Raw genomic sequence first — 13,042 nt, 5'->3', positions numbered from 1 at the left:
TCACCGTCTGGTACGGCTTCCGTGCCGTGCGGAGCCGCTCGGCCGCCGCCCGGCCCGTGCCCGGTGCCCGCGCCGTACCCTCCGGAGCCGCCGCTCCCGCCGTTCACCGGGGTGGAGCCCTCGTATCCGGCCAGCCGCGTCGAGCTCCCCTGCCGGAAGGCCGGGTCGGGCACCCAGCGCGTCGCGGGGTCGTTGCGGGGCACGAAGGCCTGGTCCCCCGGGGCGGGGATGGCGGTGAAGAACGCGGTGCCGAGATGCCCGCCGATCTCCGCGGCCGCCGCCTCGACCGCCTGGACGGCCCGCCGCCGCGCCCCTTCGGCCCTCCTGAGGGCGTCGGCCACCTGGGAGCCGACGCTCTCCGCCGGTACGGCGCCGCCGGTCTTTTCGCGCTGCCCGGCCAGCCAGGCCCGCTTCTCCTCGTAGATCGCCTGGACCTCGTCCTTGGCGGCCTCCAGCGCGCTCCCGGCGTTCTCCAGCGTGGCGGCGCAGCTCTTCAGCGCGCCGCCGAGGGCCGTTCCCGCCCGCGGGTACCGGGCCATGTACCCGGTGAAGTCCTCGGCGGCGCCGCCGTTCCAGGCGTCGTCCACGGTGCCGGCCGCGCGTTTGAGCGCGCCGGTGTGCGTGCCGACGCCGGTAGCCAGCGTCCGCCAGCGCTTCGCGATCCCGGAGATCTCGGACTGGTCGCCGGTCAGTTCGGCGACGATGCGCAGGAGGGCGCCGAATTCGCCGTCCCCGCCGCCCGTCACACGCTCTCCACCGGGGTCTCCGGCCCGTCGGACCTGCGGACGTTGGCGATGACGGTGTGCAGCGCCGCCTCGACCTTGTCGAGGTTCCGCTGGGCGTGCCGGGTCTCCGTCTCGATCTTCCCCTCGAGCCTGCGGACGGCGTCGACGAGCCTGCCGGACGCGCCCTCGAGTTTCCCGAAGCAGGAGGAGCCGACGTCGGCGGGCCGCTCGTCGGCCGTGCTCCTGAACTGGTTCGCGACGCTTCTGGCCTTGTTCGCGCAGTCTTCCAGCGCGTCGAAATGGAGGTCGAACCCTTTCACGCAACCTCACCCCATATGCCTCGCGGGTGTCGATCGTCCGTAAAAGCTACCACTCCGATGATCGAAAAGGAGGTTTCCGCGGCGGCCGGTCACGGCGCCCGGGCCCCGGAACGGGGCCCGGCCGGAGGATCAGGCCCGGCAGGCGGCCTCGACGCGGTCGGCGGCCTCGGCGATCGGGATCTCCTCCTTGACGCCGGTCGCCCGGTCGCGCAGCTCCGCGACGCCCTGGGCCAGGCCGCGGCCGATCACCACGATGGTCGGCATGCCGAGCAGTTCGGCGTCCTTGAACTTCACGCCCGGCGAGACCCCGGCACGGTCGTCCACCAGCACGCGCAGGCCCCGCGCGTGGAGCTCCTCGGCGAGCCGGGTGGCGACCTCGATCTGGTTCTCCTTGCCGGTGCCCACGATGTGGACGTCGGCGGGGGCGACCTCGCGGGGCCACAGGAGCCCGAGCTCGTCGTGCCGCTGCTCGACGAGCACCGCCACCGCGCGGGAGACGCCGATGCCGTACGAGCCCATGGTGACGCGGACCGGCTTGCCGTCGGGGCCCAGGGCGTCGAGCTTGGCGGCGTCGGCGTACTTGCGGCCGAGCTGGAAGATGTGGCCGATCTCGATGCCGCGGTCGATGGACAGCCCCGAGCCGCAGGCCGGGCAGGCGTCGCCGGCGCGGACCTCGGCGGCCTCGATGGTGCCGTCGGGGACGAAGTCGCGGCCGGCGACCACGCCGATGGCGTGCTTGCCCGGCTCGTTGGCGCCGGTCACCCAGGCGCTGCCGGAGACCACGCGGGGGTCGACGAGGTAGCGGATGCCGAGGCCCTTGAGGACCTGCGGGCCGATGTAGCCGCGCACCAGGCCGGGGTGCCTGTGGAAGTCCTCGGCCTCGAAGATGGCGGGCTCGCCGGGGGCCAGGGCGGCCTCCAGGCGCTTGAAGTCGACCTCGCGGTCACCGGGGACGCCGACGACCAGGACCTCGGTCTTGTCCGAGCCGGGGGTGGTCACCTTGAGCACGACGTTCTTGAGCGTGTCGGCGGCGGTGACGTCCAGGCCGTGGTGCTCGTTGAGGTGGGCGACCAGCGACTCGATGGTGGGGGTGTTCGGCGTGTCCAGCACCCGCAGGGCGGGCTGCTCGCCGGCGGGCGCGGCCGGGGCGGGGGTGGTGACCGCCTCGGCGTTGGCGGCGTAGCCGCAGTGGTGGCAGGCGACGAAGGTGTCCTCGCCGGTCTCGGCCGGGGCCAGGAACTCCTCCGAGGCCGATCCGCCCATCGCCCCCGAGGTGGCGAAGCAGACCTTGTAGGTGATGCCGAGCCGGTCGAAGGTGCGGATGTAGGTCTCGCGGTGCTGCTCGTAGGAGCGCTTGAGGCCGTCGTCGTCGAGGTCGAAGGAGTAGGAGTCCTTCATGACGAACTCGCGCCCGCGCAGGATGCCGGCCCGGGGCCGGGCCTCGTCGCGGTACTTCGTCTGGATCTGGTAGAGCGTCACCGGGTAGTCCTTGTAGGAGGAGTACTCCCCCTTGACCATGTCGGTGAACATCTCCTCGTGGGTGGGGCCGAGCAGGTAGTCGGCGCCCTTGCGGTCCTTGAGCCGGAAGAGCGTGTCGCCGTACTCCGTCCAGCGGCCGGTGGCCTCGTAGTACTCCCTGGGCAGGAGGGCAGGGAAGAGCACCTCCTGGCCGCCCATCCGGTCCATCTCCTCGCGCACGACGCGGGTGACGTTCTCCAGGACCATCTTGCCGAGCGGCAGCCAGGAGTAGACGCCGGGGGCGACCCGGCGGACGTAGCCGGCGCGGACGAGCAGCTTGTGGCTCGGGACTTCCGCGTCTGCCGGGTCGTCCCTCAGCGTTCGAAGAAACAGCGACGACATGCGCAGCAGCACGGCTACTCCTAGATGGCAGGGAATCGGTGTCCTACAGGGTAGCGAGCCCGGCGGGGCGCGCGCCTGCCATCGGGGTCCCGCGGCCCGTCACGGACCGGCGACGAAGAGCAGATGGGCGGCCGCCAGGACCGCGCCCGCCAGGGCGGAGCGCACCGCCCCGGCCCCCCGGCGCAGCGAGAGGACCACGGCGAGCAGCAGGACCGCGGCGGCCTGGACGCTCCACGAGCCGGACTGCGCCGCCTCGACGGCCTCGATCATCAGGACCCCGGCGGGCAGCGCCGCGGCGAGGTCTCCCCGCGGGCCGTCCCGCCTGGTCGCGTAGGCCAGCAGGGCGCAGAGGGCGAGGGCGAGGAGCGTGACGCCCGGCACCGTGCCCTCGGCCCCGACGTGGAAGGGGTGGTAGCCCGCCGGGAAGGCCCCCGCCGCCAGGATCGGGACGACCGGCCCGAGCGCGGCGAGCACCCCGCCCAGCGCCGCCCAGCCGAACCCCGCGGCCGTCCTGCCGACGGCGAGCGCGAGGGCGAGGTAGGCGTAGGGGTCGTAGGCCGCGACCAGCGGGCCCGGCCCGTGGGCGAGCATCTCGCCGAAGGCGCCGAGCAGCAGCCCCGCGACGAGCGAGAGCATCATGTGCCAGAGGATCACCCGCTCCCGGCGGTCCCCCGTGATGAAGTCGAACGTGTCGTTCTGCCCAACCAAAGCCGCTGATCCCCCGATCCGCCCCCGCCCGTGGCCACGCGCAGCATATATGACCTGCAAGAACACACAAAAACGTTCAAGCTCTACTAAACAACCGGTCGCTTGCTTATGCTGCGCGTGTGCACCCTGACCCCGCCGCCCCGGCGATCGCCGGGCCCGCCCCGCCCGCGGCGTCCGCGGTCCCCGCCGGACCGACCGGACCGACCGGACCGATTCAGCCGACCGGGCCGGTTGAGCCCGCCGAGTCCACCGGTATGGGCCTCACCGAGGACCAGGCCGACCTCCGCGACGCCGTCCGCGCCTTCCTCGCCGGGCGCCCCGGCGCCCCCTGGGACCGCTTCGCCCGGGAGCTCGGCGTGGCGGGCCTGGCCGTACCCGAGGAGTACGGCGGGGCGGGGTGCGGCGCGGCCGAGCAGGCGGTCGTCTGCGAGGAACTCGGCCGCGTCCTGTCCTCCCACCCCTACCTGGCGACCGCCGTGCTCGCCGTCGAGGCGCTCAGGGCCGCCGCCGACCCGAGGCGATGGCCCGGCTGCTGCCCGCCATCGCCGACGGCTCCCGCACCGCGACCGTCCTGCTGCCCGGCGACGCCGACCTGGTCCTGTCCCGGGGACGGCTCACCGGCACCGCGCCCTGCGTGCTGGACGGCGAGGTGGTCCTGGCCTTCGCCGGCGACGAACTGGTCGAGGCCGTGCCCTCGTCCCGCACGCCGCTGACGGCGCTCGACCAGACCCGCCCGCTCGTCGCCCTCTCCTTCGACGCCGTCCCCGTACGGCCGGCCGGCGACGGCACGGCCCGCGACCGGGTCCGGGACGCGGGCGTCGCCTGCCTGGCGGCCGAGCAGTCCGGCGGCGCCGCCGCCTGCCTGGAGGCCGCCGTGCGGCACGCCCTCCGGCGCCACCAGTTCGGCCGCCCCATCGGCTCCTTCCAGGCCGTCAAGCACAAGCTCGCCGACCTGCTCCTGCTCGTCGAGTCCGCCCGCTCGGCCGCGCTGGCCGCCGCCCGCGCCCTCCCCGGCGGGCTTCCGGTCGCCGCCGCGATCGCGGGCTCCTACTGCACCGAGGCCTATCTGGCCGCCGCGGGCGAGAACATCCAGATCCACGGGGGCACCGGCGTCACCTGGGAGCATCCGGCCCACCGCCACCTCAAGCGGGCCGCCGCCGGCGCCCAGCTCTTCGGCCCGCCGCAGGCCCACCGGGCCCGCCTCGCCGCGGCCGCCGGCCTGTGACCCGGTCAACCGCCGAGGAGCTGCTCCCAGGGCCGGGGGGAGGGGCCGCGACGGGTCGTGTCGAGGACCTCGGCCAGGCGCCAGGGGCCGAGACGGGTGTGGGGGCGGTCCCGGCCGAGCGGGTCGACGGCCCGCAGCACGAAGCGGACACCCACCACGTCGAGACGGCGGACAGCCGGGGTGGCCCGCCCGACGGGGTCCGCCGGGGCGCCGGGCTCCCCGACCCGCTCGGCCAGCGTCCGCGCCACCTCGGCGGCGTAGGGCCCCTCGCGCCACTCGATGTGCCAGCTGTCGTCGGCCCCCCGCCACCAGGTCAGGTCGCGGCACGACTCCATCAACTCGGCCTCGCCGCCGAGCGCCGCCATCACCCGGCCGAACGCCTCGAACCGTGGGCGCCCACCGGCTGGATCTCGTCGGGCGCACTCGCGGAGCGCCCGTCCCCGCCCGGTCCCCTCATGCATCGGAGCGTGCCAGCTCCGGTCCCGCGCCCGTCCGCGCTTTACCGCTCCTTCGCCCCCTCCTCACGGGCTCCGCACGGGAACCATCCCTTCTCTTTCCCATCCCTCCGGCCGGAACCCCCGGGCCTACCGCGCCCCCTGCCGGAGACGCCGCCGCCCGCTCCGGCGCGGATGCCACCGGATGCGTCCCGCGCGGGCGGTCTCAGGAGTACGTTGGAGGAAGCGCGCCCCTGCCGATGCGCGGCCACCGGCACAACCCCTGGGAGGCGACGTGTCACTGCGAGTCGCGGTCGTCGGATCCGGCCCCGCCGGGATCTACACCGCCGAGGCGCTGGCGAGGCAGGCCACCGGTCCCGTCGAGGTGGACGTGCTGGAGCGGCTGCCCACCCCCTACGGGCTGGTGCGGTACGGCGTGGCCCCCGACCACACCTCGATCAAGTCGATAGCCGGCTACCTGCGCCGGGTGCTGGAGCTGCCCGGTGTGCGCTTCCTCGGCGGGATCGAGTTCGGCCGGGACGTCGGCCGCGACGACCTGCTGGACTGCTACGACGCCGTGGTCTACTGCACCGGCGCGATGGTCGACCGGCGGATGGGCGTCCCCGGCGAGGACCTGCCCGGCAGCGTGGCGGCCACCGACTTCGTGAACTGGTACTGCGGGCACCCGGACGTGCCCGCCGACCGCTTCCTGCTGGACAGCCCCGAGGTCGCGGTGGTCGGCGTGGGCAACGTGGCGGTGGACGTCGTGCGGATCCTGGCCAAGACCGCCGACGAGTTGCGCGCCACCGACGTGCCGGAGGAGGTCCTGGCCCGGCTGGCCGCCAGCCGGGTGAGGACCGTCCACCTGATCGGCCGCCGGGGACCGGAGCACGCCAAGTTCACCCTGAAGGAGCTGCGGGAGCTCGGCGAGCTGGCCAACGCCGACGTGCTCGTGCGGCCGGAGGAGGCGGCGGCCTCGGTGGAGGGCCTGTCGCGGCAGGTCCGGGGGAACGTCGAGGTGCTGCAGTCCTGGGCCGCCCGCTCCCCGGCGGGCCGCCCCCGGCGCCTGGACGTGCGCTTCTGGATGCGACCCGTGGAGATCCTGGGCCGCGACCGGGTGGAGGCCCTCAGGCTCGAGCGGACCCGCCTGGCCGACGGCCGCGTCGTCGGCACCGGCGAGTTCGAGGTCCTCCCCGTCGGCATGGTCCTGCGCTCGGTCGGATACCGCAGCGTCCCGCTGCCGGGCGTCCCGTTCTCCGAGGCCACCATGACCGTGCCGAACGAGGCGGGACGGGTGGGCGAACGCGAATACGTCGCGGGCTGGCTCAAGCGCGGGCCCAGCGGTGTGATCGGCACCAACAAGTCCGACGCCGCCGAGACCGTCCGCACCCTGCTGGCCGACCTCTCCGGCCGCGCGCCGGTGCGGCACACGGAACTGGACCCGCTCCTCGCCCGGCGCGGGCTCTCCCCCGTGACCTACGACGGGTGGCGGGCCATCGAGGCCGCCGAGGCCGCGCTGGCCCGGTCCCTCGGTCGCGGCGAGCGGGTGAAACTGGCCGGCGCCGCCGCGATCGCCGCCGTGCTGGAGGGTCGGGGACCCCGGGAGGACGGGGCCCTGGGCGGGACGGACCGCACCGAGGGCGCCGGGGGTGCCGAGGGCACGGAGGGCATGGAGGGCGCCGAGGACCTCGCGGCCCGGTAAAGAAATGATCTAACCGTTATCGGGCCGAACTTCTACAGAATCGGATTCGGCTACCGATGAGGGCTCCGTGAACGGACCGTTGACCGACCCTGCCTCGAAACCGGCACCGAAGGCTCCCGTCACGGACCCGGCTCACCCCGGTTCCGCCGCCGGGACCGCCGTGCCGGACGTCTCCGCCGCTCCCGCCGGGTCCGGTGAGGCGGCCGGACCGTCCACGCCGGAGGAGCTCTCGGCGGAGCTGGAGGCACTGGAGATCACCAGCGGCTACAACATCGAGACGGCGTTCGACCGCGCGGTGGAGCTGGAGCGGGCGGCCGAGGAGCTCGGCGACGTCGTGCTGGCCCTGCGCGCGAAGCTGGTCCAGGTCGACGTGCAGACGCGCTGGGGCGATCTGACCTCCGTGATACCGGTGATGTGGCAGGTCAACCGGTGGGCGGTCGACAACGAGTGCCGTCCGCTGCTGGCCCGCACCCACCTGCTGATGGCGCGGGCCTACCGGGATCTGGGCGATCCGGCGGCCTCGCTGGAGCACACGGTCAGCTCCGTGGAGGCACTGGAGGAGAGCACGCACCCCCGCATCCGGCTGGCCCACCTGATGCGGCTGGCGGACGCGCTCGACGAGACCGGTTCCATCGAGGCCTCCCGCGAGCGCTACCGGCAGGCCGAGCGCCTCGCCACCACGATCGACGTGGAGCGGCACGTCACGGTCCTCAACAACCTCGCCTACGCCGAGTACGAGGCCGGCCGCTACGACGTCGCCTGGGAGTCCGTCGAGCGCATGCTGGCGGTCAGCGCGGCCCACGACTACGAGCTCGACGTCTCCCACCTGGACACCATCGCCCGGCTCCAGATCCCGCTCGGCCACCACGCGGAAGCCGTGATGGCCGCCGAGACGGGCATCCGGATGTACGAGGACCAGGAGCTGAAGCAGGCGGCCGCGCTCCCCGAGATCCTGCTCACCCTGGCCATCGCCCAGCGCCACCTGGGCACCCTGAAGGAGGCCCAGGCGAACCTGGACCGCAGCCGGTCGATCTGCGAGGAGCACGGCTACCTCCGGATCCTCGTCCCGCTGCAGCAGGAGCAGGCCGAGCTGCACGCCGCCACCGGCGACTACCGGCGGGCGTTCGAGGCGTACAAGGCCTACCACGCGGCCGAGAAGGACCTGGTCTCCCAGCAGCGGGAGGCCCGGGCCCGCACCCGGCAGGTCATGTTCGAGGCCAGCGAGGCGCGCCAGGAGGCCGAGCTCTTCCGCGAGCAGGCCCGCCGCGACCCGCTCACCGGGCTGCGCAACCGCCGCTACGTCGACGAGCACCTGCCCGAGCTCCTCTCCGCCGCCGCCCTGACGGACGACGCGGTGACGGTCGCGCTCGTCGACCTCGACCACTTCAAGCGGATCAACGACACCTGCTCCCACGACGTGGGCGACCAGGTCCTGGTCGCCGTCGCCAAGATGCTCGACGCCGTACCGGACCCCGCCTGCGCCAGCCTGGGCTTCGCCGCGCGGATGGGCGGCGAGGAGTTCCTGATCGTGCTGACCGGGATCAGCCCCGCCGCGGCCGTGGCCCGGCTGGAGGAACTGCGGGCCGCCATCGCGTCCCGTCCCTGGCAGGCGCTCACCGGGGAGCTGCCCGTCACCGTGAGCATCGGCGTCACCGCCTCCCAGCCCCACAGCACCCAGGCCGAGCTCATCGCCCTGGCCGACGCGAACCTCTACACCGCCAAGCACAAGGGCCGCAACCGCGTCTGCGCCACCTCCAGCGCGCCCCTGGGCGAGCGGCGCCGCCACCGTGACGCCGACGCCCGCTCGGACACGGGAAGGCCCGGTACGGCGCAGCCCGGCACGGGACAGGCCGGCGTGGAGCACCCCGGCGCGGGGTGAGGGCCGCGGGCGGTTCCGGTGAGCCCCGGACGGGTTCTAGGGTTCGGGTGACCCGCCCCGGCGGCGCCGCCCTCCGACGGCAAGGAGCACCACCGTGCGCGTCACGCTCGCCGATCCCCTGGCACTGATCCCCGGCTTCGAGCGGGCCCACCGGGAGCAGTCGGCGCGTTTCCCCCAGGCGGCGCCCCGCTGGCAGCCCGTGCACACCGTCTACGTCCCGGCCGACCGGTTCGGCCCGGAGACGGTGGCGGAGTGGGGGCGGGACGCGCTGGAGCTGCTCACCGGCCACCTGTCCGGCCCCGGGACCCTCGCCCGGGTCTTCGGCGTGCCGGAGGACGCCGCCGCGGAACTGCACCCGAGGATCGCCGCGAAGCTGTCCGCCGAGCCGGTGGAGGACCTGCGCGTCGACTTCGAGGACGGGTACGGCGTCCGCCCCGCCGAGGAGGACCGCGACGTCGCCCGCGCCGCCTCGGCGGTCGCCGCCCTGCACGCGGCCGGGACGCTCCCGCGCCGGTGGGGGCTGCGGGTCAAGTCGTTCGCCGACGGCGACCCCGGCCGGAGCCTGCGGACGCTGGACGGGTTCCTGACCGGGATCGTGGAACGGGCCGGCCGGCTGCCGGAGGGGTTCGTCGTCACCTTCCCCAAGGTCCTCATGGAGGACTACCTGCACCAGTTCGCCGACTGCCTGGGGGCGCTGGAGCGGGAACTGGGCCTGGGCGCCGGGACGCTGCGGTTCGAGATCCAGGTCGAGGCCGTCCAGACGCTCCGGTTCCTCGGCCCCGAGCTGGCCGCCTCACTCGGCGACAGGCTCTCGGCCGCGCACTTCGGCGTCTTCGACTACACCGCGAGCTGCGCGCTGCCCCCGCACGAGCAGCGGCTGGACCACCCGGCGTGCGACCACGCCAGGCACGTCATGCAGACCGCGTTCGCCGGGACCGGCGTGGAGCTGTCGGACGGATCCCTCGCCGCCTCCCCCGCCTCCGGCGCACCCGCGACGTGCACGCCCTGTGGTCACGCCACGCCGAGCTGGTCAGGCACTCCCTGCGCCACGGCTTCTACCAGGGGTGGGACATGCACCCCTCGCACCTGGTCAGCCGCTACGCCGCGGTCTACGACTTCCACCTGCGCCATCACGCCGAGTTCTCCCGCCGGGTCCGGGACTTCCAGGAGCGGCGGGCGGCGGGCGGCGGCGTGATGGACGAGCCGGCGACGGTCAAGACGATGAGCGCCGCGCTGCGCCGCGCGGAGCTGGCCCTGGGACGGCCCTGACCCGGCCCTGATCCGCCGGAGCGGCCTCACGGGGCACCCGGACCGGGAGCCCTCCGGCGCGAGGACTCTCCAGCGCGGGAGACCGCGGACCCGGGCGCCGGCTCCGGTGGTCAGTCGACCAGTTGTGGTCAGTCGACCAGTTCACGCCAGCGGCGGACCAGGTGCGCCTCGACCGGGTCCGACCACGACGCGCGCACCGCGCTCCCGACGTGGAAGGCGCGCACGCCGTACTCCAGCAGGGCCGGGACGTGACCGGGGCGCAGGCCCCCGCCGGCCAGGATGAGCGGGCCGTCTCCGGCCTCGCAGCGGGTCCGCAGGACGGACATGCCGTCCCGCACCCCGCCGGGCGCGCCCGCGGTGAGCACGGTGGCGAGGTTGGGCAGCAGCCGTACGGCCCGCCAGCCCGCCTGGACGTCGGCCGCGTGGTCCACCGCCCGGTGGAAGGTCCAGGGCAGCGGGGCCACCGCGTGGATCAGCGTCTCGGTGGCGGCCAGGTCGACCGCCCCGGTGGAGTCGAGGAAGCCGAACACGAACCCGGCCGCGCCCGCCTCGGAGAGGGCCCGGGCGTCGCGCCGCAGGCCCTCCAGCCGCTCGGGCGAGGCCAGGAACGAGGCCTCGCCCCGCAGCATGACCATCTGCGGCAGCCTGCACTCCTTGGCGATCGCCGCGACCGTGTCCACCGCCGGGGTGAGCCCGCCCGACGCCATGTCGGCGACGATCTCCAAGCGGTCGGCGCCGCCCTCTTCGGCGGCGACGGCGTCGCGCACGTCGAGCGCGATCACCTCAAGCAGGGATCCGGTCATGAAGTGAGGCTATCGGATGGCTTTGTCCGAGGATCGCCGCGGTTCACGGATGCTCCAGCAGGGCCGGGCCCCGGCGGGCCGGGGAGGCGACGGCCTCGGCGCCCTCGGAGAGCGCCGCCGGAACGGCTCCCGGAAGGGCCTCGGCGCCCTCGGAGAGCGCCGCGGGGACGGCCGGGGCGGCGCCGCGCAGGCCGCCCGGACGCTGGAACAGCGCTCCCGAGGCGCGGTGCGGCAGGTCGACCGTGCGCAGGTGGGTGAAGCGCTGCCGCCGGTAGTAGTCCTGCAGCCGCCGGTTCTCCTTGGCGCAGTCGAGCCGGAGCCAGCGCCGGCCCGCCGCGACCGCGCGCAGGCCCGCCCAGTCGAGCAGCGCCTCGCCCAGCCCCCGGCCGGAGCAGCCGCGCGCCACCGCGAGCTTGTGGACGTAGAGCGCCGAGGCGGGGTCGTCCTGGGCGGTCCAGAACTCGGGGTCGGCGTGGCCGTCCAGCGCCACGGTGGCGATCGGCCCGTCCTCCCCGTCCAGCAGGTACATGTCCCCTCGCTCGATCAGCGGGGTGATGCGCTCGGCCGGGAAACCGCCGGCGGGCCACTGCCGTACGCCCCGGCCGTTCAGCCAGGCGGCGGTCCGCGCCAGGAGCGCGAGCACCCCCGGCAGGTCCGCGGCGTCCGCCCGGCGCGGCGTGAGGCGCCGCGCGGGGGCGGGGGTGCCGAGGGTGCCGAGGGTGATGGTGCTGGAGTGCATGGTCGATCCCTTCGTTGCGCTGGGTGGGTGAAATGACACGGAAGGTATCCGTCCGATGACGCACGGCATCCGCGCCGGGCCAGGGAGCCCCCGCGCTAGGGGTCCGAGGCGGACCGGGGAAAGGGGGCGCGCCCGCCCGCACGGCGGGCCGCGCCCGGTGGCCGCCTGCCGCGCGGGCAGGGCGGAGGCCGTCCCATCAGGGCGGCCAGGGGGAGGTCAACGGCTTTTCAGCTCGTACCGGATCAGGTGCTTGTCGGCGGGGAGCACCGAGACCGCGACCCGCACGGGGACGTCCTCCTCGTCGTAGCCGACGCGGACGTAGACGACGACCGGCGTGCCCGACTGGAGCCGGAGCCGCTCGGTCTCCGAGCTGGTGGGCATCCGCGCCCAGATGTCGTCCACGACCCTCACCTGGGCGTGGCCGAGCTCCTCCAGCACCCGGTTGGCCCCTCGCGAGATGTCGCCGGGACGGGCGATCTCGGATCCGGAGACCAGCCAGAGCGGGAAGTAGGAGTCGTTGGTGTTGTACGGCTGCGCGTCCACGAAGCGCAGCCTGCGGCGGACCACGGCGAGCCCGTCGTCGGGCAGCTCCAGCCTGCTGGCGATCTCCTCGACCGGGTTCACGATCGAGACCTCGATCTCCTGGCTCGGTTCGCGCCCCTCCTGGGAGACCGCCCAGGCGAAGGCCTCCCGGGTCTCCCCGGGCTGCGGCTGGAGCTCGCGCTGGGGATGCATCAATAGGGGGCGGCGCTCCCTGACCACGGTGCCCCGGCGGGGCGTCCGGGTGACCAGGCCCTCGTTGACCAGCTCGCCGAGGGCGAGCCGTACGGTGTTGCGGCTCACCTGGTGGGTGAGCATGAGCTCGGCCTCGGTCGGCAGCTGATCACCCGGCTTGAGCGCACCGGAGTAGATGGTCCTCCGGAGTTCGGAGGCCACCTGCTGATACAGCGTTGACCGAGCCATTTAGTCCCCTTTGTGCCAACAAAACTAGACGATTTGGTTCTAGTGGGGAACCACCCCTTGACCTAGCCTCCCAGGAGCCGCATCATCCAATCGTTGGTACAAATCCATCGAAAGGCTCCACCCCACCGACCCCCCACGCGTCGACCGCGTGAGGACCCCATCCCTCGCCGGGGTCCTCGCGCCACCGCACCGGGGAGAAGCGCGTCCTGGCGGGTCCCCCACGCCCGCCAGGGCGCGTCTTCCCGTCCCCGCACCGGATGACCCGCCCCTTTTTCTCCCCGCCGCCTTTTCTCCCCGCCGCAGCCCGTCCCCTCGCCGCCGCGGCCCTTCCCGCGCCTTCCCGCCCCGCGGTCGTCCTCCGTTCCGCGGACGGCCGCCCCGCGCCCCCCGGCGGCCCGCTCCCGGAGACCGGGAC

13 protein-coding genes and 1 pseudogene are annotated in these 13,042 nt (G+C 74.4%); 6 read left to right on the top strand and 8 right to left on the bottom strand.

All coding sequences use genetic code 11. From position 1 onward, the window contains the following. The 4 genes from ACWJ6R_RS17755 to ACWJ6R_RS17740 form a co-directional block, all read right to left on the bottom strand. On the bottom strand, positions 1-746 hold a 746-nt coding region (locus tag ACWJ6R_RS17755), incomplete at its 3' end, for a WXG100 family type VII secretion target (RefSeq protein ID WP_449063282.1). Continuing rightward, positions 743-1,045, bottom strand: a complete 303-nt coding sequence (locus tag ACWJ6R_RS17750) for a hypothetical protein (RefSeq protein WP_449063281.1) — start codon at positions 1,043-1,045, stop codon at positions 743-745. The genes ACWJ6R_RS17755 and ACWJ6R_RS17750, both read right to left, overlap by 4 nt. A 129-nt stretch (positions 1,046-1,174) precedes the next feature. Next, on the bottom strand, positions 1,175-2,917 hold the full coding sequence (locus ACWJ6R_RS17745; protein WP_449063280.1) for a proline--tRNA ligase: 1,743 nt from the start codon (positions 2,915-2,917) through the stop codon (positions 1,175-1,177). A gap of 87 nt (positions 2,918-3,004) precedes the next feature. Continuing rightward, complete coding sequence (locus tag ACWJ6R_RS17740; RefSeq protein WP_449063279.1) at positions 3,005-3,613, bottom strand: hypothetical protein; 609 nt, start codon at positions 3,611-3,613, stop codon at positions 3,005-3,007. A gap of 119 nt (positions 3,614-3,732) precedes the next feature. Between ACWJ6R_RS17740 and ACWJ6R_RS17735 the strand changes: the two genes are divergently transcribed. Both ACWJ6R_RS17735 and ACWJ6R_RS17730 read left to right on the top strand, forming a co-directional pair. Continuing rightward, positions 3,733-4,326, top strand: a complete 594-nt coding sequence (locus ACWJ6R_RS17735) for an acyl-CoA dehydrogenase family protein (RefSeq protein WP_449063278.1) — start codon at positions 3,733-3,735, stop codon at positions 4,324-4,326. Beyond that, a complete protein-coding gene (locus ACWJ6R_RS17730) occupies positions 4,248-4,838 on the top strand; it encodes an acyl-CoA dehydrogenase family protein (protein WP_449063284.1) in 591 nt (196 codons plus the stop codon). The genes ACWJ6R_RS17735 and ACWJ6R_RS17730 overlap by 79 nt, the downstream gene beginning before the upstream one ends. A 5-nt stretch (positions 4,839-4,843) precedes the next feature. Here ACWJ6R_RS17730 and ACWJ6R_RS17725 read toward each other — a convergent pair whose 3' ends face one another. Further along, a complete protein-coding gene (locus tag ACWJ6R_RS17725; RefSeq protein ID WP_449063277.1) occupies positions 4,844-5,299 on the bottom strand; it encodes a hypothetical protein in 456 nt (151 codons plus the stop codon). Between the two features lie 268 nt (positions 5,300-5,567). Here ACWJ6R_RS17725 and ACWJ6R_RS17720 point away from each other — a divergent pair, with 268 nt between their 5' ends. From ACWJ6R_RS17720 to ACWJ6R_RS17705, 4 genes and pseudogenes are all read left to right on the top strand, one after another. Continuing rightward, entirely contained in the window at positions 5,568-6,974 is a 1,407-nt protein-coding gene (locus ACWJ6R_RS17720) for an FAD-dependent oxidoreductase (RefSeq protein ID WP_449063276.1), read from the top strand. A 160-nt stretch (positions 6,975-7,134) separates the two neighbouring features. Then, the gene (locus ACWJ6R_RS17715) at positions 7,135-8,853 is read left to right on the top strand and encodes a tetratricopeptide repeat-containing diguanylate cyclase (RefSeq protein WP_449063275.1); all 1,719 of its coding nucleotides are present in this window, start codon (positions 7,135-7,137) and stop codon (positions 8,851-8,853) included. Positions 8,854-8,947: 94 nt separating this feature from the next. Continuing rightward, positions 8,948-9,769, top strand: a pseudogene (locus ACWJ6R_RS17710) (DUF6986 family protein); the annotation flags it as partial. Beyond that, entirely contained in the window at positions 9,745-10,122 is a 378-nt protein-coding gene (locus ACWJ6R_RS17705; RefSeq protein ID WP_449063283.1) for a DUF6986 family protein, read from the top strand. The pseudogene ACWJ6R_RS17710 and the gene ACWJ6R_RS17705, both read left to right, overlap by 25 nt. A 128-nt stretch (positions 10,123-10,250) precedes the next feature. Here the strand turns inward: ACWJ6R_RS17705 and ACWJ6R_RS17700 are convergent, their stop codons facing one another. From ACWJ6R_RS17700 to ACWJ6R_RS17690, 3 genes are all read right to left on the bottom strand, one after another. Next, positions 10,251-10,925, bottom strand: coding sequence for a copper homeostasis protein CutC (locus ACWJ6R_RS17700; protein WP_449063274.1), 675 nt, complete (start codon positions 10,923-10,925; stop codon positions 10,251-10,253). A 43-nt stretch (positions 10,926-10,968) separates the two neighbouring features. After that, positions 10,969-11,664, bottom strand: a complete 696-nt coding sequence (locus ACWJ6R_RS17695) for a GNAT family N-acetyltransferase (protein ID WP_449063273.1) — start codon at positions 11,662-11,664, stop codon at positions 10,969-10,971. 216 nt (positions 11,665-11,880) lie between these two features. After that, complete coding sequence (locus ACWJ6R_RS17690; protein WP_449063272.1) at positions 11,881-12,627, bottom strand: GntR family transcriptional regulator; 747 nt, start codon at positions 12,625-12,627, stop codon at positions 11,881-11,883. Positions 12,628-13,042: the final 415 nt, after the last annotated feature.

It is taken from the genome of Planomonospora algeriensis, from assembly GCF_977012225.1.
The sequence above is the reverse complement of the archived record's forward strand: the minus strand, read 5'-3'. Positions and strand labels throughout refer to the sequence as shown.